This window comes from Geminicoccus harenae, assembly GCF_019800005.1.
Classification (GTDB): Bacteria; Pseudomonadota; Alphaproteobacteria; order Geminicoccales; family Geminicoccaceae; genus Geminicoccus; species Geminicoccus harenae.
On record NZ_JABGCL010000005.1, the window covers coordinates 94,558 to 113,988 of the forward strand.

Consider the following 19,431-nt stretch of genomic DNA (forward strand, 5'->3'; position numbering starts at 1 on the left):
ATGACGGGCTCGCTGCTGGTCCTGAACACCGGCTCCTCCAGCATCAAGTTCCAGGTCTTCGCACTCGGGCAGAACGGGCCGGAGCGGCGGCTGAAGGGCCTGCTCGATGGCATCAGGGTCCATCCGCACCTGCAGGTGAGGGACGAGGCGGGTGCCGTCCTGCTCGACAAGGACCTCCGCGAGCATGGCGAGGATGTCGGTGCCGCGGTCGAGCATGTGCTGACCTTCCTGCATGACGCGCTGGGCGATGGCGGCCTCGTCGCGATCGGCCACCGGGTCGTGCATGGCGGGAGGCAATTCGAGGGACCCGCACGGGTCACGGCGGAGACGCTGGCGGAGATCGAGGCCCTGGTGCCGCTCGCACCGCTGCACCAGCCGAACAGCATCGCCCCCATCCGCACGATCCGGACGCTACGGCCGGACCTGCCCCAGGTCGCCTGCTTCGACACGGTGTTCCATCGCGGCCATGCCGAGTTGGCCGACCGGTTCGCCATTCCCGAGGCACTGGATCGCGAGGGCGTGCGGCGCTACGGCTTCCATGGCCTGTCCTACGCCTTCATCGCCGAGCGGCTGCGCGAGCTGGATCCCGGACTGGCCGGCGGGCGGGTGGTGGCGGCGCATCTGGGCAGCGGCGCTTCCTTGTGCGCGATCCGGAGCGGGCGCTCGATCGAGACCACCATGGGCTTCACCGCGCTGGACGGCCTGCCCATGGGCACCCGGCCCGGGCGGCTCGATGCGGGGGTGATCCTCTATCTGATGCAGCAGGGCTGGGACGCGAAGAAGATCGAGCGGATGCTCTACCACGAGAGTGGCCTGCTCGGCCTGTCCGGCGTGTCCAACGACGTGCGCGAGCTGAAGGCGAGCGAGGACCCGCGCGCGGCCTTCGCCCTGGACTATTTCGCCCACCGAATCGCCCAGGAAACGGCGCTGCTCGCCACCACCATGGGCGGGATCGACGGAGTCGTGTTCACCGCCGGGATCGGCGAGCGCTCCGCCAGCATCCGTGCCAACGTGGCCAAGCGGCTGGCCTGGCTCGGCATGGCGCTCGACGAGGAGGCCAACCGCGCCGACGCGCCGCTGATCTCGTCGGCGGACAGCCGCATTGTGGTTCGGGTGATCCCGACCGACGAGGAGGCGATGATCGCCCGGCAGACCCTGGAGGTGCTGGACCTGCGCTGAGCGTCAGAGAGCCCGGCGGGCCAGCAGCGCCGTGCCGTAGGAGGCCTGCTCGCTGGCCGGCGGGAGCATCGGCACGCCCAGCAGGTTCTGCCGGATCCTGGTCCAGGCCCGGTTGGCCGCCCCGCCGCCGACCGTGCGCACCGAGCGCAGCTTCGGCGCGCCCAGCTCGGCCAGGCGCCGGTACGCGCGCTGCTCCACCGAGGCGACCCCTTCCAGCAGCGCCTGGAAGAACCGCACATCCTCGGCCGGCCGCGGCTCGTGGCGCGATTCCATGGCGGGGTCGGCGACCGGGAAGCGCTCGCCCTTGCCGGCCAGCGGCCAGAAGTCCAGCCCGGTGGGATGGGCCGGATCCAGGCCCGGCTCCATCGCACGCATCTGCTCGCCGGTGAAGAAGCGCAGGAGGGCGGCGCCACCGGTGTTGGACGCACCGCCCGCCAGCCACATGCCGAGCAGGCGGTGGCTGTAGACGCCGGCGGCCGGGTCGAACACCGGCCGGTCGGACAGGAGCTTCAGGGTCAGCGTGGTGCCGAGTGCCGTGACCCCGTCGCCCGGCTGGTCGGCCCCGGTCGCGAGGAACGAGGCGCAGCCATCCGTGGTGCCGGCCACCACCACCGCACCCTTGGCAAAGCCTAGTTCCGGCAGGGCCGGGCCGACCACTTCGCCCGGCTCCAGCACCTGCGGCAGGAGGCGGCGCGCGATCCCGAGCCCGTCCAGCCAGTCGGGCCAGGTCCGGGCCACCGGGTCCCAGCCGGTCTTGAGCGCATTGTTGTCGTCGGAAACGCCGAACCGGCCGGTCAGCCGGCCGACCACCCAGTCGGCCTGGTGCAATGCCATGGCCGCATCCGGGTGGAGTGCCTGCAGGTCCAGCAGGCGGGCAGCCGGCGAGGTGGCGCCGTGCGCCGCACTCTCGGCGGGGGCGAGTTCACGGATCCGGGCGGCATGGGCGGCACTGCCGGCATCGTCGTAGCGCCGGGCAGCGGAAAGCGGCGTGCCGTCGGCGGCACAGAGCAGCAGGGTGCCCGACGTGCCATCCACCGCGACCGCGGCCACCCGCTCCTTCGGGATGCCGGCAAGGCAGGTCGCCACCGCCTCCCACCAGTCCGCGGCGGCGGTCCGGATCATGCCGTCGGCCCGGTCGGGCTCCGGCAGGGCGGCCTTGGCCTCGGCGACCAGGCGGCCGTCGCGGTCGACCGCCGAGGCGCGCACGCCCGAACTGCCGATGTCGATGCCGAGTGCCAGCCGGTTCATGCCGCCTCCCGTTCGTCCTCGAGCGCACCCGGCCGGCCGGCGAACCAGTCGCGGAAGGCCTGCTGTTCGTCTGCGCTCAGGTGCAGATAATGCTTGGTGCGGCGGGTCAGGATGTCGTCCGCCGAGCGCGCCCACTCGTTCGCCACCAGATAGTCGACCTCGCGCTCATAGAGCTCACCGCCGAAATGCCGGCCGAGATCGCCCATCCGCGCAGCACCCTCCAGCAGCCGGGCCGACCGGGTGCCGTAGCGCCGGCCGTAATGGCGGGCGAGGTTCTCCGGCAGCCAGGGAAGGCTTTTGCGGAAGCCGGCCAGCCAGGCGTCGAAGTCGGCCCCCGGCATGTCGCCGCCGGGCAGGGGTGCCCGCGCCGTCCAGGTGCCGGACCGCGTGCCGAGATAGGGCTGCAGCTTGTCCAGCGCGTGCTCGGCGAGCTTGCGGTAGGTCGTGATCTTGCCGCCGAAGATCGAGAGCAGCGGGGCACGCCCCCCGTCCGGGGCAGGAGGGTCGACGTCGAACACATAGTCGCGGGTGACCGCCGAGGCGTTCTTGGCGCTGTCGTCGTCGTAGAGCGGGCGCACGCCGGAGAACTCGGCGACGATGTCGGCCTCAGTGAGCTGGTGCCGGAAGTAGCGGTTGAGCACCCGCAGGAGGTAGCTGCGCTCCTTCTCCTCGACGCGCACGTCCTCCGGCCGGCCCTCGACCGGGATGTCGGTAGTGCCGATCAAAGCGAGGTCGCCCTCGTACGGGTTCACGAAGATCACCCGCTTGTCGTCGTTCTGCAGGAGATAGGCCTGCGAGCCCTGCCACCACTTCCGGAAGATCAGGTGGCTGCCCTTGACTAGGCGTACCCGGCGCGAGCTGTTCACCCCCGCGACGCTGCCCAGCACCCCCTCGATCCAGGGTCCGGCCGCGTTCACGATCGCACGCGCCCTGACGCTGCGCCGCTCGCCGGTGGTCGTGTCGGTGAGCTCGACCTCCCACAAGCCCCCGTCACGCCTGGCCGAGGTCGCCGGTGTGCGGGTCAGGATGACGGCACCCCGCTCCTTCGCATCCAGCGCGTTGAGCACCACCAGCCGGGCATCGTCCACCCAGCAGTCCGAATACTCGAACCCGTTGGGGAAGGCGTCCACGATCGGCGCACCCTCCGGGTCTTTCCTGAAGTCGAGTGAGCGCGTACCCGGCAGCTTCGCCCGGCCGCCCAGATGGTCGTAGAGGAACAGGCCCAGCCGGATCAGCCAGCGCGGCCGCTGGTCCGGGCTGTGCGGCAGGACGAAGCGCATCGGCCAGACGATGTGCGGGGCGGCGTTCAGCACGACCTCGCGCTCGATCAGCGCCTCGCGGACCAGGCGGAACTCGTAATATTCGAGATAGCGCAGCCCGCCATGGATCAGCTTGCCCGAGCGCGAGCTGGTCCCCTGGGCCAGGTCGTCCTTCTCGCACATGACGACCGACAGGCCGCGCCCGGCGGCGTCGCGGGCGATGCCGGCACCATTGGCGCCGCCGCCGATCACCAGCAGGTCGGCCGGGCCGGCCAGTTTGTCGAGTTCCGCGAGGCTCATGGTCGGCTCACTTCGTGGCGACGTTCAGCATCGGCTTGCCCTCGATCCAGCGCTGGACCTCGGCGGCGATCATCTGTGCGGCGATCTTCACCGTGGTGGTGGAGGCACCGGCGATGTGTGGGGTGAGGGTGACGTTCGGGTGGCGCAGCAGCGGCAGGTCCGGCGGGCAGGGCTCGACCGCATGGGTTTCCAGCATGGCGCCGCGCAGATGGCCCGACTGCAGCGCCTCATAGAGGTCGTCATAGTTCACCATCGGCCCGCGCGCCGTGTTGATGAACCAGGCACCCTTCTTCATCTTGGCGAAGGCCGCCTTGTTCATGAAGCCGGTGGTCTCCGGCGTCACCCGGGCATGCAGGCTCACCACGTCGGAGCGGCGCAGCAGCTCGTCCAGCTCGACCTGCTCCACGCCCGCTTCCCGGTCGGTCTCGTCCAGGGTCACGTAGGGGTCGGCCACCAGGATCCGGCAGCCGAAGGGTTTCAGCAGCTTGGTGACCTTGGTGCCGATATGGCCGTAGCCGATCAGGCCCACGGTCAGCTCGGAAAGCTCCGGCCCGGTGAGGTCGGCGCGGTACAGGTCGCCCCGCCACTCGCCCTTGCTCAGCGAGACATGGCCCTTGGTGATCAGCCGGGTCTCGGCCAGGATCGCGCCGATCGTGAACTCGGCCACGGCGGTCGAGTTGCGCCCGGGCGCGTTGACGACGATGACGCCGGCCTCCTTGGCCGCCTGCATGTCGATATTGACCGGTCCGCCGCGGCTGACCCCGATCAGCTTGAGCGGCGGCGCCATCACCTTCAGCATCGAGCGGGTGACCGGTGGCAGGTGGCAGACCAGGACCTCGGCACCCTTGACGAAGTTGGCGAGTTCGGCCGGGTCGCCCTGCAGCTCCCGCAGCCCCTCCAGCTCGGTGCCCTTCTCGCCATGGTAGGAAGGCTCGTCCGGCCAGGGCAGCTCCAGGCTGCGGATCTTCCATTCCACGCCCGGGATCTTGCGCAGATTCTCCTCGAACACCGAGGCGCGCATGAAATTGTCGCCGATGATGGCGGCTTCGATGGTCCGGGTCATGAACGCACTTTCGCAAGGTCGCGCCAGATGTCGCGCATCCGGCGGTGGGTCGACTGGTAGATGGGAAACAGCTCGGCGTAGAGTCTGGCCAGCTCCGGGTCGGGCGCGGTGAGTTCGCCCAGGGACGGGGTGACCCAGCTCGCGACCGCCTCGTCCAGCGAGGGGAACACGCCCACCGCGCAGGCGGCCATCATGGCCGTGCCGGTCGCCCCTTCCTCGCCGCGCGTCCCGGCCCGCACCGGCGTGCCCAGCACCGAGGCCAGGATGGTGCGCAGGGTCTTGGACCGCGCGGCACCCCCAGCCAGCCGGATCTCCTCCGGGACATGGCCCATCGCCGCATAGCAGTCGCGGCCGGCAAAGCTCAGGCCCTCGTAGACCGAGCGCAGCAGGTCGAGGAAGCGGACGTTCTGGTCCAGACCCGTCGCCATCGCGCGGGCATTGGCATCCACGAACGGGCCGCGCTCGCCGGCGGTATGGATGTAGGGATGCCAGATCGCGGCACCCGGCCGCGCTTCCAGCACCCGCGCGTCCAGCTTCGGCAGGGCCTCCCGCCGGCTGACCTCCAGCCCCAGCACGCCGGCGGCCTGGCAGGCCAGGTCGACCGCCCAGTCGATGTTGAGCGTGGCCGCCATGTTGGACTGGGCCTGGGAATACTTGCCGGGGATCGGCAGGCACATGGTGTAGCCGGACGGCCGCTCGCCCAGCATCACGTCGTCCGCGGAGCTGGCGAGGCGGATATGCATGCCGGTCGAGCCGATGATCGACACGCCGAGCTGGCGGCCGGGCTCGTAGAGGCCGGCGCCCAGCGCCGTGCAGGTGACATCCACGAAACCTAGCGAGATCGGCGTGCCGGGCTTGAGCCCGACCTCGCGCGCCGCTTCCGCGGTCAGCGGATGGTTGGTCTCGGCCCCGTTCAGGATCGGCGGCAGCAGGCGGGCCAGGTCGCTCAGCCCATAGTTGGCCAGCACGTCTGCCGAATAGCTGCGCGTGCGGAAGTCGCCGAAGGTGAACACGCCTTCCGACACGTCGGTCGCGCGCACGCCCGTCAGCTTGAAGTAGAGCCAGTCCTTGCAGTGCATGCCGGTCGCGGCACGCTCCAGGATCTCGGGCGTGTTCCGCTGCATCCACATCAGATGCGCCGACTGCTGGCAGGCATTCATGCCGCAGCCGGTGATCGGATAGTTGCGCGCCGTGGTGCCGTCCGCCTCGGCCGCTTCGACGATGCCGGCGGCCCGGCTGTCCAGCCAGAGCCAGGCCGGGGCCACCGGCTCGCCCGCCGCGTCGATCAGCCAGGTGCCGTCGCCCTGGGCGGTGACGCCCACCGCGACCACCCGGTCCGCCAGCCGCTCCACCCGGCTGCCCAATTCGCGCAGCACTTCCGCACAGTCGGCCCAGGTGCGATTGATGTCCTGCTCGCAGCCGCCGCCCGGCAGGTTCACGTACTGGTTCGGCTTGGCCGCGACCGCGACCTGGTGGCCCTGGAGGTCGAAGGCCACGACCTTGGTGACCGAGGTGCCGGCATCGATGCCCAGGATCAGTTCACTGCTCATGCCGCGCTGACCTCGCCATGGCGCAGCGCCGCACCACTCGCCGCATCGAACAGATGCAGCGCATCGCCCGGCAGTGCCACCGGTACGGCCTCGCCGATCCCGATATTGAGCGTGCCGTCGGTGACCGCCACCAGCAGTACCCCTTCCACCTCGATGCCCAGATGGGTCTGGTCGCCCAGCCACTGGTTGCTCACGACCTGGCCCTTCAGCGGGCCCTCGCCGACCCGGACCCGGTGCGGCCGGATGCCGACTCGGATCTCGCCCGGGCGGTCACCGGCCTGCGCCGGCAGGGTGAAGGCCTTCTCGCCCTGCACGGTGCGGATCACGATCTCCTGGCCGGCGATCTCGCCCGCCATGATGTTCATGGGCGGCTCGCCGATGAACGAGGCCACGAACAGATTGGCCGGCCGCTCCTTCAGGTCGGCCGGAGCCGCGAACTGCTGGAGGACGCCGCCCTCCATGACCGCGATCCGGTCGGCCAGCGCCAGCGCCTCGGTCTGGTCGTGGGTGACGAACACGGTCGTCATCTTGTGCTCGATGAGGAAGTCCTTGATCCGCGCGCGCAGGATCGCGCGCAGTTGCGGCTCGAGCTGCGACATCGGCTCGTCGAGCAGGGACAGGTCGGCCCGGCGGATCAGTGCCCTTGCCAGCGAGGTGCGCTGCTGCTGGCCGGCCGAGATGGTCGGCGGGTAGCGGTCCAGGATGTCGCCGATCTCGAGCAACGAGGCGATCTCGGCCACGCGCCGCTCGATCTCCGCTTTCGGCGTGCGGGCGCGCAGCAGCGCGAAGCCGACATTGTCGCGCACGGTGAGTGGCGGGTAGAGCGCATAGCCCTCGAATGCCATCGCCACGCCGCGCTCGGCCGGCGCCAGCTCGTTGAGCACCCGGCTGCCCAAGCGGATCTCGCCGCGGCTGACGTCCTCGAAGCCCGCGATCATGCGCAGCGTCGAGGTCTTGCCGCAGCCCGACGAGCCCAGGAGGCCCACGATCTCGCCATCGCCGATCGCCATGTCGACCGAGCGTACAGCATGGACGGGCGGCTTGCCCCGGCTCTGGTAGATCTTGTCGACGGCGGTGAGGTTCAGTTCTGCCATGATGCTCTCACGCCGCGGCCGGAAGACGGGTGCCGGAGGCGGGCTCGAAGAACAGCGCGCGCTCGAAGTCGATCCGCGCATGGACCGCGCGGTGGCCGCGCCCGAAATTGCCCTGCTCGTGCTCCGAGCAGGTGGCGAGCAGCTCGCGATTGTCCTGCGTCCTGAGGAACAGGACGGTGCGCACGTTCAAGGGCGTCACCGCATCCAGCTCCATGGGCAGGCCGCCCTCTACCGGCTCGGTATGGACATGGATGTGCTCGGGCCGCAGACCCATCAGGCATTCCCTGCCCTGGAGATGGCCATGGCTGCCCGGCAGGGTGACCTTGCTGCCGAACAGCTCGATCTCGATGCCGTTGCCGGCGGGCCGCGGCTGCACCGGGTAGAGATTGATGGTGGGGTCGCCGAACAGCCGGGCAATCCGCACGTCGGCCGGGTTCTTGTAGATCTCGGCCGGCCGGTCGATCTGCAGGAAGCGGCCGTCCAGCAGGACCGCCACCCGGTCCCCCAGCGCCATCGCCTCCTTGTAGTCCTGGGTCACGTAGAGGACCGAGCCGCCGAAGCTCTTGAGCAGCCGGGGCAGCTCGATGCGCATCTCGTAGCGCAGCTTGGCGTCGACATTGCGCAGCGGGTCGTCCAGCAGCAGCACTTCCGGCCCGGCGATCAGCGCCCGGCCGAGTGCGGTGCGCTGCTTTTGGCCGTTGCTCAGCTCCTTGGGGAAGTGCTTGAGCACATGGTCGATCTTGAGCAGGCGCGCGGTCTCGTGCACGCGCCGCTCGATCTCGCTGTCGGCGAGCCTGCGCGCGCGCAGCGGGCTCGCGATGTTCTCGAACGCCGGCATGTGCGGGTAGAGGGCGAAGTTCTGGAACGCCATGCCGACGCCACGCTCCTCCGGCCCCTGGTCCAGGATCGAGCGGCCGTTCAGCCGGACGTCGCCGCTGTCCGGCTGCATCACGCCCGAGACCAGGCGCAGGAGCACGGTCTTGCCGCCGCCCGACGGCCCGAACACCACCACGGTCTCGCCGCGTTCCACCTGGAGCGATGCTTCTTTCAGCACCTGCTCCTTCTTGAAGGCGAGCGAGAGCCGGTCGAGGTCGAGGAACGCCATGGCGTCAGCCCTTCACTGCGCCGAGCGACAGACCCTCGACGAGGTAGCGCTGCGCGTAGAGTGCCAGGAGGAGGGTCGGCAGGATCGACAGGATCACCGCCGCGGCGATCTGGCCGTACTGGATGCCGGACGCGGTGACGAAGGCCAGCGCCCCCACGGTCACCGGCTGCTTGCCGGCAGAAGCCAGGATCAGCGCGAAGATGAAGTTGTTCCAGCAGAAGATGAAGGACAGGAGCGCTGCCGCGGCGATGCCGGGCCTGGCCAATGGCAAGGCGATCTTGGTGAAGGTCTTCCACCAGCTATGCCCGTCGATCCGGTAGGCGTGCTCGATGTCCGGGCTGATGTCCTCGAAATAGCCGCGCACGATCCACAGGATCAGCGGCAGGGCGATCAGCTGGTAGACCCAGATCAGGCCGACATAGGTGTCGGTGAGGCCGATGTCCTGGAAGTACAGGCTGAGCGGCAGCAGGACCAGCAGCGGCGGGGCGAAGCGGAACGACAGGAGCGTGAATGCGATGTCCTCGCTCAAGCGGAAGCGGAACCGCGCGAACGCATAGGCCGCCGGCACGCCCAGGATCAGGGCCAGGGCCACCGAAGTCGTGGACAGGAACACGCTGTTCCACAGATTGCCCATGAACTTGATCTCGAGCACGCCCGCGGTGCTGACCAGGCGGCCGGAGATCAGCGCCCAGTAGTTCGAGAGCGTCGGCTCGAACACGATCGAGGGCGGGATGCGCAGGATCTGCTCGTTGGTCTGGAAGGACATCAGCGCCACCCAGAACAACGGGAACAGGAAGAACAGGCCGATGGCCAGGAGGGCCAGGCCGCGCAGGATCTTGGTGACGGGGTTGCTACGGTCCATGTCACGCCGCTCCGCGGGCGCGCTCGCGCAGGCGCAGCCAGTGTTTGATGAAGACGTTGGAGAGGAGGTAGGCGATCGCCCAGAGCACCATCAGCACGGCGGCCGAGCGGCCCACGTTGAAGTTCTGGAAGAAGTCCAGATACGCCATGACCTGGAACACCATCAGCGTGTCACCGGGGCCGCCCTGGGTCATCGCATAGATGATGTCGAACTGCTGGATGCTGTCGAGCATCCGGAACAGGGCTGCGGTGATGATGTAGGGGGTGAGCATCGGCAGGGTGATGCGGAAGAACACGAAGCTCGCCGGCACCCCGTCCAGCTCCGCCGCCTCGAACGGCTGCTTGGGCAGGCCGCGCAAGCCTGCGAGCAGCAGGATCATCATGAACGGCGTATAGACCCAGATGTCGACCAGCAGCACGGTGAACAGGGCCGAGGAAGGTGCCGCCGCCCAGCGGAAATTGGTGATGCCGACCTGCTGGATCAGCCAGCTCAGGATGCCGAAGTCCGGATGGGTCATCAGCTTCCACATGAGCGAGGCGATCGCGGGCGCCACCATCAGCGGCAGCAGCAGGGCGATGCTCATGATGTTGTGCAGCGTGGACGGCCGGCGCAGCAGCAGTGCGATGCCCAGCCCCAGCAGCAGCTCCAGGATCACGGTGAGGGCCGTGTAGAGCAGCGAGACCTGGACCGTGTGCCAGAAGGACGGGTCGCTGAAGAGGTCGATATACTGCTGGAACCAGACGAACCCGCGCAGATAGGGCAGGTTCAGATTGTAGCGCTGCAGGCTGTACCAGACTGCGGTGAAGAACGGGATGATGATCCCGATGCAGACCAGAAGGGCCGGCAGCGACAGCAGATAGGGCAGGAGGGCGGGCCCAAGGCGGCTCTTCCTCGGGCTTGCGGTCGGCTGGGTTGCGGTCGTGGCGGCCATGGCCAAGTGTCCAGTTGAAGGCGGGATCGGCCCCGCCACGGGTGTGCCGGGGCGGGGCCGATCCTGGATCGTCAAGAAGTGCGGATCAGCCGAGGCCGGCGGCCTTGAGCTGCCGGTCGATGTTGCCGGCCAGTTCGTCCAGGCCCTCGTCGACCGGGATCTCGTTGGCGACCATCTTCTGCAGGGCGGCAGCCCAGTCCGTGGTCACGGTCTGGAACAGCGGCTGCGGGGTGAAGTAGATCTTCGAGCCGGGGCTGGAGGCCTCGAACTGCTCGATATAGCCCGGATAGGACTTGGCGATCCGCGAGCGGAACTCCTCGTCCTTCCACACGCTCTGACGGACCGGGTTCACGAAGTCCATCTTGCGCGCGCCGAACAGGGCATGGTCGGTGCCCGAGGCCCATTGCATGAAGTACCAGGTGGCATCCTTCTGACCGCCGAACGTGCTCATCGCGAGCGACCAGATCCAGACGTTCGGCGTGGGCGCCTCGGCACCGGGCTTGGGCGTGAACGCGGAATAGGCGAGGTTGCCGGCTTCCTTGTTGTCGCCGCCGTTCATGAAGTAGCCGAGGATGTCGGCATCGTAGATCATCGCCGAGGCGCCCGCACCCAGGTCGGTGCCGACTTGGTACCAGGTGTAGGTCGCCCAGTTCTTGGGCCCGCTCTCCTGGATCATCTTCACCCAGAGCGCGGTCATCTCCTTGGCCTCGGGCGAGTTCATCGCCGCCTTGAGCATGCCGTCCTGGACCGTCAGGTCCTTCGCACCATAGTTGGCGAAGGCCGAGAGATAGCCCGGATGGATGGTGGCCCAGGAGCGGCTGCCGCGCACGCCGATACCGTACACGCCGGCGTCCGAATCGGTGATCTTCTTGGCCAGCTCGACTAGTTCCGGCAGGTCCTTGGCCGGCTCGACCTTGAGCTGGTCGAAGATCCGCCGGTTGTAGGAAATCGAGTTCAGCTCGAAGCCCCAGGGCAGCGCCCACTGCTTGGAGTCCTCGCCGCCCAGCTCCGCACCCGGCACGCCCGACCAGGCGGTGGACTTGCGGATGCCCTCCAGCATGTCGTCCCAGGCATAGTTGGGCGCGGTCTGGTCGCTGTCCTGGATGTACTCGTTCAGGTCCTCGACCCAGCCGGCCGGGCCGTACTGCCAGACCTGGTAGGCGCCGGTCATGAAGGCGTCGTACTGGCTGCTGCGCGAGGACAGGGCGGCCGCGACCTTGTCGAAATACACGTCTTCCGGGAACACGTCGTAGGTGACGTTCATGCCGGTGAGCGACTTGAAGTTCTCCAGGTTGGCGATCATCGCATCCGCATAGGGATGCTTGTTGAGCAGGAGGTTGATCGTCTTGCCCTCGTGCGCCTTCCAGTTGAACTCCTGGGCCAGCGCCTCGGTCATGCCCTGGTTCAGGATGTAGGCGCCCGCCGCGGCACCGATGCCCATGCGCCCCAGGCGCTCGATCATCTCGCGGCGGCTCATGCCGCCCTTGAGGAAGCGGTCGATGGTATCCTTTTGCTTCGTCGTCATTCTAAAGACCTCCCTTGAACTATGGGTCGACTGCCAAGGAAAACTCAGTTGCCCTGCGGCGCCGCCTCCAGGACGGCATGCGCCGTCGCCTCGTCGGTGACAAGGCGGGTGACCAGGCCCGTGGACAGGATCGAGCGGATCGCCTGCGGCTTGGTCCTGCCGCCTGCCAGGATCACGACTTCCTTGCCCTGCAGGTCGGCGAGATCGATGGCGATCGCGCGCGCATTGATCTCGGCATCCACCAGCCGGCCATCCGCGTCGAAGAACCGGCCCAGGATCTCGCCCACCGCGCCCAGGCGGCGCAGCTCGTCGAGTTCCTCCGTGGTGATCATGCCGGTCTTGACCAGGAACGAGCCGCTGGCGACTTCGCCCAGCCCGGCGATCACCAGGTCGGCTTGGCGACCGAGGTCCAGCGCATGGCGCACGCTGCGCTGCGCCATCAGCACCGCCTTGTCCTCGCCGGTGTCGGCGAAGAACGGGACGGGCAGGAAGTAGGATTCCGCGCCGGTGCGCTCGCACAGGCGGTGGATCACGTCGAACGGGTTGGCGGCGGCGTTGCGGGTGAGCGAGCCCAGCAGCGAGACGAACCGCACGCCCTCGCGCGGCTGGCGCGGCAGGCGGTCGGCCATCGCCGCCAAAGTGCGGCCGTGGCCCACGCCGATGAGGCGGGCCTGCCCGGTCTCCAGCGCATTGTGCAGGACGCGGGCACCCGCCACGGCCAGGGTCTCGACCGGCAGCGGCCGCTCATCCTCGCCCAGCATCGGAGCCACGAAGCAGCCGCTCAGCCCGAACATGCGGCACAGCCGGTCCTCCAGGGTCACGCATTCCTGCGGCGTGCCCTCGATGAACACCCGGATCAGGCCGTCGCGATGCGCCTGGGCGATCAGCCGGTTCACCTTCACACGGCTCATCGACAGGCGCGAGGCGATCTCGTCCTGGGTCAGTCCGCCGATGAATGACAGCCATGCGGCCCGTGTCGCGAGGCTGTTCTCGCCCCCCGACGGCCTGCTGGCCTCCCCGCTGAACATTCGTTCGATGCCCGTACGTTCGTAACCCCAGGGTGCGCTCTGTGCCATTCCGTGTCAATACGCGCGCAGGCAGAGCGCAGGAGAGAGCAACCGTGATCGGCAAGTTCAGGGTCGGCACCGGCTGGAAGATGAACCACACGCTGGCAATGGCGCGCGACTATGCCGGCACGCTGGCGGCAGCCGAGCGGCCCGACGGGATCGACCTGTTCGTGCTGCCGCCGGCCACGGCGCTGGCCGAGGTCGCGCGGCTGCTGGCGGGCTCTGGCGTCCGGGTGGGTGCTCAGAACGCGCATTGGGCCGAGAAGGGCGCCTGGACCGGCGAGATCTCCATGACCATGGTCGCGGAGGTCGGTGCCAGCCTGGTAGCGCTCGGCCATTCCGAGCGCCGCGCCCATTTCGCCGAGACCGACCTGGACGTGAACCGCAAGGTGCGGGCTGCCCTGGAGCATGGCCTGACCCCGCTGGTCTGCGTGGGCGAGACGGCGGACGAGAAGCGGCTGGGGGCGGCGGTAGCGACCAATGTCCGCCAAGCGCGCATGGCGCTGGCGGGCCTGACCCATGCCGAGGCCGCGCGGGTCTGGCTGGCCTATGAGCCGGTCTGGGCGATCGGTGAGGGCGGCGTCCCGGCCACGCCCGAGGATGCCCAGCCGATCCACGCCGCCATCAAGCAGGCGATCGTCGACCTGGTCGGCATCGAGCCGTCCGTGCTCTATGGCGGCAGCGTCAACCCGCAGAACGCCCAGGCGCTGGCGGTAGTACCCGAAGTGGATGGGCTGTTCGTCGGCCGCTCGGCCTGGACTGCTTCGGGCCTGCTCGAGATCGCGCGGCTGGCGGTCGAGGCGCGCGCAGCCGCCAGGGGCTGAGCCACGGGAGGTTCAGCCTTCCGCGATGCGCCGGCGGCCGTAGATGCGGTAGGGCTCGAAGCCGCTGGCGCGCCAGGCCTGGTCGGCCAGATGGTTGCCGGGCTGCCAGGAGAGCTGCATCCAGCCGACCTCGTGCGCCCGGAACCAGGCCTCGGCATGGGCCAGCAGGGCGCGCGCCACGCCCTGGCGCCGGTGGGCGGGCGCCACATAGACATGACCGACATGGCCCACCAGGTGGATCGGCGATTCGTGGACGAAGGGCCGGTCCAGTCGGGCGGAGAGATAGCCGGCCGGGATCGAATCGCGCAGCGCCATCACCCCCAGCCGGTCGCTCGGAAACGGCAGGATCAGGTCGCGCGCGACCGCCTCGGGGCGCAGGACCGCACCCTCGAAATACGGGTCGCCGCTGGCCTTGAGGTCCGCGAAGAAGTCGATGGTCCAGCGCACCATCTGCTCGCGGTCGGCAGCGCACAGGTCGCGGATCGTGATGGTCATGGCCGGAACCCTAGCCCCGCCAGGCCTGCAGAGCGAGCGGCAGGGCGATCGCGAACATGATCAGCGCGATCAGGAAGTCGAGGATGCGCCAGGCGGCCGGGCGCGCGAACAAGGGTGTCAGGACCCTGGCACCGAAGCCCAGCAGCGCGAACCAGATGAAGGACGCCGCTGCGGCACTGAGCGCGAACGAGAGCCGATCCGCGCCCTGGAACTGGGCGGAGATCCCGCCGACCAGGACCACCGTGTCTAGGAAGACATGCGGGTTCAGCCAGGTGAAGGCGGCAGCGGCAGCCAGCGCCGCAGGACGCGAGGCAGGCACGGCGGCCGCAGCGTCGAGTGCGCCGGGTGAGAGGCTGCGGCGCAGCGCCTGGATGCCATACCAGGCGAGGAACGCCGCACCCCCGGCCGCGACCAGCCGCAGGAGGGCCGGTGAGCCGCCGATCAGCGTGCCGAGGCCGAAGCACCCTGCAGCGATCAGCAGGGCGTCGGAGCAGGCGCAGAGCAGGACCACCGGCAGGACATGGCGGCGCGCCAGACCGCAGCGCAGCACATAGGCGTTCTGGGCGCCGATCGCGACGATCAGGCCGAAACCGAGCGCCAGCCCCTGCAGGGCCGCCGACAGGATGGGAGAGGGCATGAGGGTCGGTGGTGCGGCTGAATGGTTGTCCCGGTCGCCACGCCCGCACCACCGGAACGATCAGATGGGCGCTCGGGTGATCTGCGACAGCGTCTGGTTGACCTCGTAGACCTGGGCGAAGACGTCGTTCAAGCCCAGCGATTTCAGCCTGGCCAGATGCTTGTCCCGGAAACGCAGCGCGGCATCCGGATCGTTGAACAGATGGATGCCGCCGACACGCTTGGTCTGCCGGTTCTCGGTCCAGATCTTCCAGACCAGGCCCTGCTCGGTCGAGATGTCCTCCGCAAGTCCTTGCGAGGCAGCCGCCATCTCATCCCCCCAAGGGCCATCGAACGGAAAATCGAACACAAGGATCATGTGATTCATTATTATCACCGGAAAAGATGTAATTATTGCTCCCAGTCGGAAGAATGCTCCTGATCGCGCGACGCGCCAAGCCCCGGGGAACCGCAGGGGGCTGCCATCGCTTCAACCACTCATGGGTACGACGTTTCAGGATGCTGCGGCCAGGAGCCGGTTCGAGCTGGAGGAGGACGGCAAGCTGGTGTTTGCCGACTACCGCCGCCGGGACGGCATGCTCGTCATCACCCATGTCGAGGCGGACCCGGCCTTGCGGGGCAGGGGTGCGGCCGGCCGGCTCATGGAGGAGCTGACCAGGGTCGCGCGCCGGGACGGGCTGAAGCTGCGGCCATTCTGCTCCTATGCGGCCGCCTGGCTCCGGCGCCATCGGGAGCATCAGGACCTTCTGGCCTGACCAGGCAGCACCGGCGCGCGGCGGCCCCGCTGGCCCATGACCAGCCACACGCCGAAGGCGGCGAGGGCGAGACCGGCCAGCGCCAGCGGTGAGAAGGTCTCGCCCAGGATCAGCCAGGCCAGCGCCGCCGCCCCGCCCGGCACCAGGTAGAGCAGGCTGGTGACCCTGGCCGCCTCACCCTTGCGGATCATCAGGTTCATCAGGCTGACCGCGATCACCGAGTTGCCGATCACCAGATAGGCCATGACCAGGACGAAGCTGACGGTCGGGTTCACGCTCGGCGTCTCGGTGACGAGGACGGCCGCGATGGTGAAAGCGGCGGCCGCCAGATACTGGACCGCACCGCCGGTCCACAGGTCGAACACCGGGCAGAACCGCTTCTGCACGAGCGTGCCGACGGTGATCGACAGGACGCTGGCGGCCGCCCAGGCCACGCCGGCGGCCGTGCCCAGGCCGAGTTCCAGCTTGTTCCAGATCACCAGGGTCACCCCGGCAAAGCCCAGCACCAGCCCCAGCCACTGGTGGAGCCGGACCCGCTCGCCCAGGAGCGGCAGCGCCACGCAGGCGGTGATGACCGGCTGCAGCGCGCTGATCAGCGCCGCGGTGCCGGCACCGATCCCCTCGTCGAACGCGAGGTAGGCGAAGGTGAAGTAGAGGCCCTGGTTCAGGAGGCCCACCAGCGCGATCCAGCCCATCGCCGCCGGGCGCGGCCAGCGTGCCCCCATCAGCCAGGCGATCAGGACGAACAGGCCGGCGGCCACGACGAAGCGGATCGCGACCAGGGTGATCGGTGTGCTGTCGACGATGCCGAGCCGGCCCGCGACATAGCCGCCGCTCCACAGGAGCAGGAACAAAAACGGCGTCGCCCGTTCGAACCAATCGACTTGATCCCGCACCGTCCTGCCCGCCATCTGCCCACCGGCCGGCTGGTTTAGGCCGGCGGCGTGCAGGAGGCGAGGGCGTGCGGGGACTTTCGGGCAAGCGGGCGGTCGTGACCGGGGCGGCCACCGGGATCGGGCGGGCCACCGCCCTGCGGCTGGCCGAGGAAGGCGTGCGGGTCGCGGTGATCCACCACGGCCAAGCGGACGAGGCGGACACGCTGCTCCAGGCGATGCGCCCGGCAGACGGCCCGCATCTGGCCCTGGATGCCGACGTGGCCGACGAGGCCATGCTGGAGCGGGCGTTCGACGATGTGCTGGCGGCGTTCGGCGGGCTCGAACTGCTGGTGGCCAACGCCGCGACCAAGCGGATCAACGATCCTTCCGCCTATCCCATGGCCGACTGGGACGCGGTCCACGGCGTCAACCTGCGTGGCGCCTATATGACCGCCCGCGCCTTCCTCCGGCGCCGCACCGGGCCGACCGGGGCGATCGTGTTCGTGTCCTCGGTCCACGAGATCACGCCGCTGGAAGAGGATATCGGCTATGCCGCCTCCAAGGCGGGTCTGGCCGGTGTCACCCGGACCCTGGCGCTCGCCGAGGCGCGGCGCGGGGTGCGGGTCAACAACCTCGCACCGGGCGGGGTGATCACGCCGATGAACCCCACCTGGACGCCCGGCTCGGCCGTGCTCGCCGAGTTCGAGGCGAAGGTGCCGCTCGGTCGGGCCGCTCAGCCCGAGGAGATGGCCTCAGTGGCGGCCTTCCTCCTGTCCGACGAGGCCTCCTACGTCACCGGGCAGACGCTGGTGGCGGATGGCGGGGTCATGTGGTCGCCGCACTGACCGCTGGGCTGGCGGCGAGGCGGGCTCAGCGGGCTTCCGCGGTCGCCTCGCCGAGCGGCACGTAGATCTGCCCGGTGGTGAGGACCAGAGCGTCGACGGCCGTGCCGGGCTTGCCGTGGGCGATCTCGATGAAGTGCGATCCGGCCATGAGCGGCAGGAGGACCGGCTCGCCGTTGCCCCGGGACAGGTCCGTCCAGCGCAGGCGGGAACGGTGCGGCTCGACCTGCCACCAGATCCACTCTCTCCCGTCCACCCGCAGCCAGAAGCCGTTGCTGGCGTCGTCCGGTGCCCGGAACCGCCCCCACAACCGGTAGTTGCCCGCGCGGGGCAGGTCGACCCGCACCAGGGCGCGGCCGACCGGCCCCTCGGCAGGCCCGCCCGTCGCCTCCGTCATCAGCACCAGCCGGCCGCCGCTGGCGCCGGGATACTGCCAGGGGCTCATCGGCCGGCGCGCCAGCCCGGATTCCGCCTCCTGCCGCACCAGGACCGTGCCCGGCGGCAGGCGGCGCAGGGGCGTCTCGTGCATGAGCAGGAACGCACCCAGGCCATGCGGGTCGTCGACCACGACCCGCGAGAGGTCCAGATAGTCGGCTGCCGTCTCGCCGATTCCGGTGCCGCGCACCGCGCCGAGCAGGCTGGCGCGGCCATTCTCCAGGGACACCCGGTCGATCATGCCCTGCAGCGCACGCGCCGCCAGCGCATGGTCCGCGAGCGGCAGCCAGCGCCGCGTCACCGCGCGGGTGATGACATGGGCATGCATGGCCGAGCAGGAGGTCTCGACGAAATTCTGGGTGGAGCCGTTCGCCGTCTGGATCACCGCCGGGCCGGCCATGACCTGCCGCCAGCCGCCCGGATCGGCCACGAAGGTCGACCGGTAGCCCTCCACCAGCTTGGCCAGGCGCGCCAAGAGGGCCGGCCGGTAGGCATGGCCCTCGGGCAGGGCATCCAGCACGGTGACCAGGCTGATCCCGTACCAGCCGACCGCGCGGCACCAGATCACCGGGGCGTGCTGCGGCCTGGGCGGCCGCGCCCATGTGAAGTCGCGGTCCTGGTCATAGGCATGCCAGAGCAGCCCGGTGTCCGGGTCCTGCAGGTGCCGCCCATAGACGTCGAGCTGGCGCGCGGCCTCGTCCAGCCCGGTGCGGCCGTCGCCCGGCACCAGCCGGCTGTACTCCACCAGGAAGGGCGTGAACATGAAGCTGCCGTCCGCCCAGATCACGTTGGACGCGAACCGGCTGGACGGCGCATCACGATGCCAGAACGCACCGCTGGCGGTGCGCGGCCACTCGCGCAGGCGCTGGCGGATGGTGTCGGCCGCCACCCGGAACCGCTGGTCGCCCGTGGCCTGCCAGAGCTGCAGCACCAGCAGGCCGGGCATCAGGCTGTCCAGCGTATCGAGCTCGATCGCCGCCCCGCCCGGCGCCGCCACGATCCGCCCGTCCGGCTCGACATGCCGGTAGCCCCACTGCTTCACATGCTCCAGCAGGCGGCGGTCGCCGGTGCGGTCGTAGACGAGCTTCAGCCCGTACAGATAGAGGGCCTGCTGGTACTGCCAGGCCCGGGCGCCGCCGGAGACCGGCGCACCCTGGCGGTTGGTGAGCGCCGCCTCCGCGATCCTCAGGCCCCAGTCGGTGTCGGCGCGCGCGGCCGGCATGTGCAGCAGGACAAAAGCCACTGCCAGCAGCAGCGAAAGGCGCAGGGCCGCGAGAAGGCCGGACATGGTCACCCGATGATGGAAGCCGCCTGCCGCCTCAAGAGCAGAATTTCCGGCCGTCTGGAATGCGGCATGACGGTTGCAGGCCGATACCGGCCTGTTAC

General features: G+C 69.4%; 19 protein-coding genes. 4 read left to right on the plus strand and 15 right to left on the minus strand.

Annotation, left to right across the window (positions count from 1 at the left end):
• A complete protein-coding gene (locus HLA95_RS05655; RefSeq protein WP_222182740.1) occupies positions 1-1,179 on the plus strand; it encodes an acetate/propionate family kinase in 1,179 nt (392 codons plus the stop codon).
• Positions 1,180-1,182: 3 nt separating this feature from the next.
• On the opposite strand, the gene HLA95_RS05660 is transcribed toward HLA95_RS05655, so the two are convergent.
• The 10 genes from HLA95_RS05660 to HLA95_RS05705 all read right to left on the minus strand — a co-directional run bounded on the left by HLA95_RS05660 (position 1,183) and on the right by HLA95_RS05705 (position 13,144).
• Complete coding sequence (locus HLA95_RS05660; protein WP_222182742.1) at positions 1,183-2,427, minus strand: FGGY-family carbohydrate kinase; 1,245 nt, start codon at positions 2,425-2,427, stop codon at positions 1,183-1,185.
• Entirely contained in the window at positions 2,424-3,986 is a 1,563-nt protein-coding gene (locus HLA95_RS05665; RefSeq protein WP_191061249.1) for a glycerol-3-phosphate dehydrogenase, read from the minus strand. The genes HLA95_RS05660 and HLA95_RS05665 overlap by 4 nt, the downstream gene beginning before the upstream one ends.
• 7 nt (positions 3,987-3,993) lie before the next feature.
• On the minus strand, positions 3,994-5,049 hold the full coding sequence (locus tag HLA95_RS05670; RefSeq protein WP_191061248.1) for a 2-hydroxyacid dehydrogenase: 1,056 nt from the start codon (positions 5,047-5,049) through the stop codon (positions 3,994-3,996).
• The gene (locus HLA95_RS05675) at positions 5,046-6,599 is read right to left on the minus strand and encodes an FGGY-family carbohydrate kinase (RefSeq protein WP_222182744.1); all 1,554 of its coding nucleotides are present in this window, start codon (positions 6,597-6,599) and stop codon (positions 5,046-5,048) included. Before HLA95_RS05675 ends, HLA95_RS05670 begins: the two co-directional genes overlap by 4 nt.
• Positions 6,596-7,693, minus strand: a complete 1,098-nt coding sequence (locus tag HLA95_RS05680) for an ABC transporter ATP-binding protein (protein WP_191061037.1) — start codon at positions 7,691-7,693, stop codon at positions 6,596-6,598. The genes HLA95_RS05675 and HLA95_RS05680 overlap by 4 nt, the downstream gene beginning before the upstream one ends.
• A 7-nt stretch (positions 7,694-7,700) precedes the next feature.
• Complete coding sequence (locus HLA95_RS05685) at positions 7,701-8,798, minus strand: ABC transporter ATP-binding protein (protein WP_191061038.1); 1,098 nt, start codon at positions 8,796-8,798, stop codon at positions 7,701-7,703.
• 4 nt (positions 8,799-8,802) lie between these two features.
• On the minus strand, positions 8,803-9,660 hold the full coding sequence (locus HLA95_RS05690; protein WP_191061039.1) for a carbohydrate ABC transporter permease: 858 nt from the start codon (positions 9,658-9,660) through the stop codon (positions 8,803-8,805).
• Between the two features lies 1 nt (position 9,661).
• On the minus strand, positions 9,662-10,591 hold the full coding sequence (locus HLA95_RS05695; protein ID WP_191061040.1) for a carbohydrate ABC transporter permease: 930 nt from the start codon (positions 10,589-10,591) through the stop codon (positions 9,662-9,664).
• Between the two features lie 85 nt (positions 10,592-10,676).
• Positions 10,677-12,116, minus strand: coding sequence for an extracellular solute-binding protein (locus HLA95_RS05700; RefSeq protein ID WP_191060479.1), 1,440 nt, complete (start codon positions 12,114-12,116; stop codon positions 10,677-10,679).
• A 44-nt stretch (positions 12,117-12,160) separates the two neighbouring features.
• Complete coding sequence (locus tag HLA95_RS05705; RefSeq protein ID WP_191060480.1) at positions 12,161-13,144, minus strand: sugar-binding transcriptional regulator; 984 nt, start codon at positions 13,142-13,144, stop codon at positions 12,161-12,163.
• A 95-nt stretch (positions 13,145-13,239) separates the two neighbouring features.
• Between HLA95_RS05705 and HLA95_RS05710 the strand changes: the two genes are divergently transcribed.
• On the plus strand, positions 13,240-14,007 hold the full coding sequence (locus HLA95_RS05710; protein WP_191060486.1) for a triose-phosphate isomerase: 768 nt from the start codon (positions 13,240-13,242) through the stop codon (positions 14,005-14,007).
• A 12-nt stretch (positions 14,008-14,019) separates the two neighbouring features.
• Here HLA95_RS05710 and HLA95_RS05715 read toward each other — a convergent pair whose 3' ends face one another.
• The 3 genes from HLA95_RS05715 to HLA95_RS05725 are packed head-to-tail and all read right to left on the minus strand — an operon-like array spanning position 14,020 to position 15,505.
• Positions 14,020-14,502 (minus strand): GNAT family N-acetyltransferase, encoded by a 483-nt coding sequence (locus HLA95_RS05715; protein WP_191060481.1) that lies wholly within the window; start codon positions 14,500-14,502, stop codon positions 14,020-14,022.
• A gap of 10 nt (positions 14,503-14,512) precedes the next feature.
• Positions 14,513-15,139: a LysE/ArgO family amino acid transporter gene (locus HLA95_RS05720; protein ID WP_191060482.1), complete on the minus strand. Its 627-nt coding sequence runs from the start codon at positions 15,137-15,139 to the stop codon at positions 14,513-14,515.
• A 60-nt stretch (positions 15,140-15,199) separates the two neighbouring features.
• On the minus strand, positions 15,200-15,505 hold the full coding sequence (locus HLA95_RS05725; RefSeq protein WP_191060483.1) for a monooxygenase: 306 nt from the start codon (positions 15,503-15,505) through the stop codon (positions 15,200-15,202).
• Positions 15,506-15,617: 112 nt separating this feature from the next.
• Between HLA95_RS05725 and HLA95_RS05730 the strand changes: the two genes are divergently transcribed.
• Positions 15,618-15,893, plus strand: coding sequence for a GNAT family N-acetyltransferase (locus HLA95_RS05730; RefSeq protein ID WP_191060484.1), 276 nt, complete (start codon positions 15,618-15,620; stop codon positions 15,891-15,893).
• Here the strand turns inward: HLA95_RS05730 and HLA95_RS05735 are convergent.
• Complete coding sequence (locus tag HLA95_RS05735; protein WP_222182750.1) at positions 15,875-16,804, minus strand: DMT family transporter; 930 nt, start codon at positions 16,802-16,804, stop codon at positions 15,875-15,877. The genes HLA95_RS05730 and HLA95_RS05735 overlap by 19 nt on opposite strands.
• A 50-nt stretch (positions 16,805-16,854) precedes the next feature.
• On the opposite strand from HLA95_RS05735, the gene HLA95_RS05740 reads away from it, so the two are divergent.
• Positions 16,855-17,613: an SDR family NAD(P)-dependent oxidoreductase gene (locus tag HLA95_RS05740; protein WP_191062199.1), complete on the plus strand. Its 759-nt coding sequence runs from the start codon at positions 16,855-16,857 to the stop codon at positions 17,611-17,613.
• Between the two features lie 25 nt (positions 17,614-17,638).
• Here HLA95_RS05740 and HLA95_RS05745 read toward each other — a convergent pair whose 3' ends face one another.
• A complete protein-coding gene (locus HLA95_RS05745) occupies positions 17,639-19,333 on the minus strand; it encodes a glycoside hydrolase family 88/105 protein (protein ID WP_222182752.1) in 1,695 nt (564 codons plus the stop codon).
• Positions 19,334-19,431 lie beyond the last annotated feature (98 nt).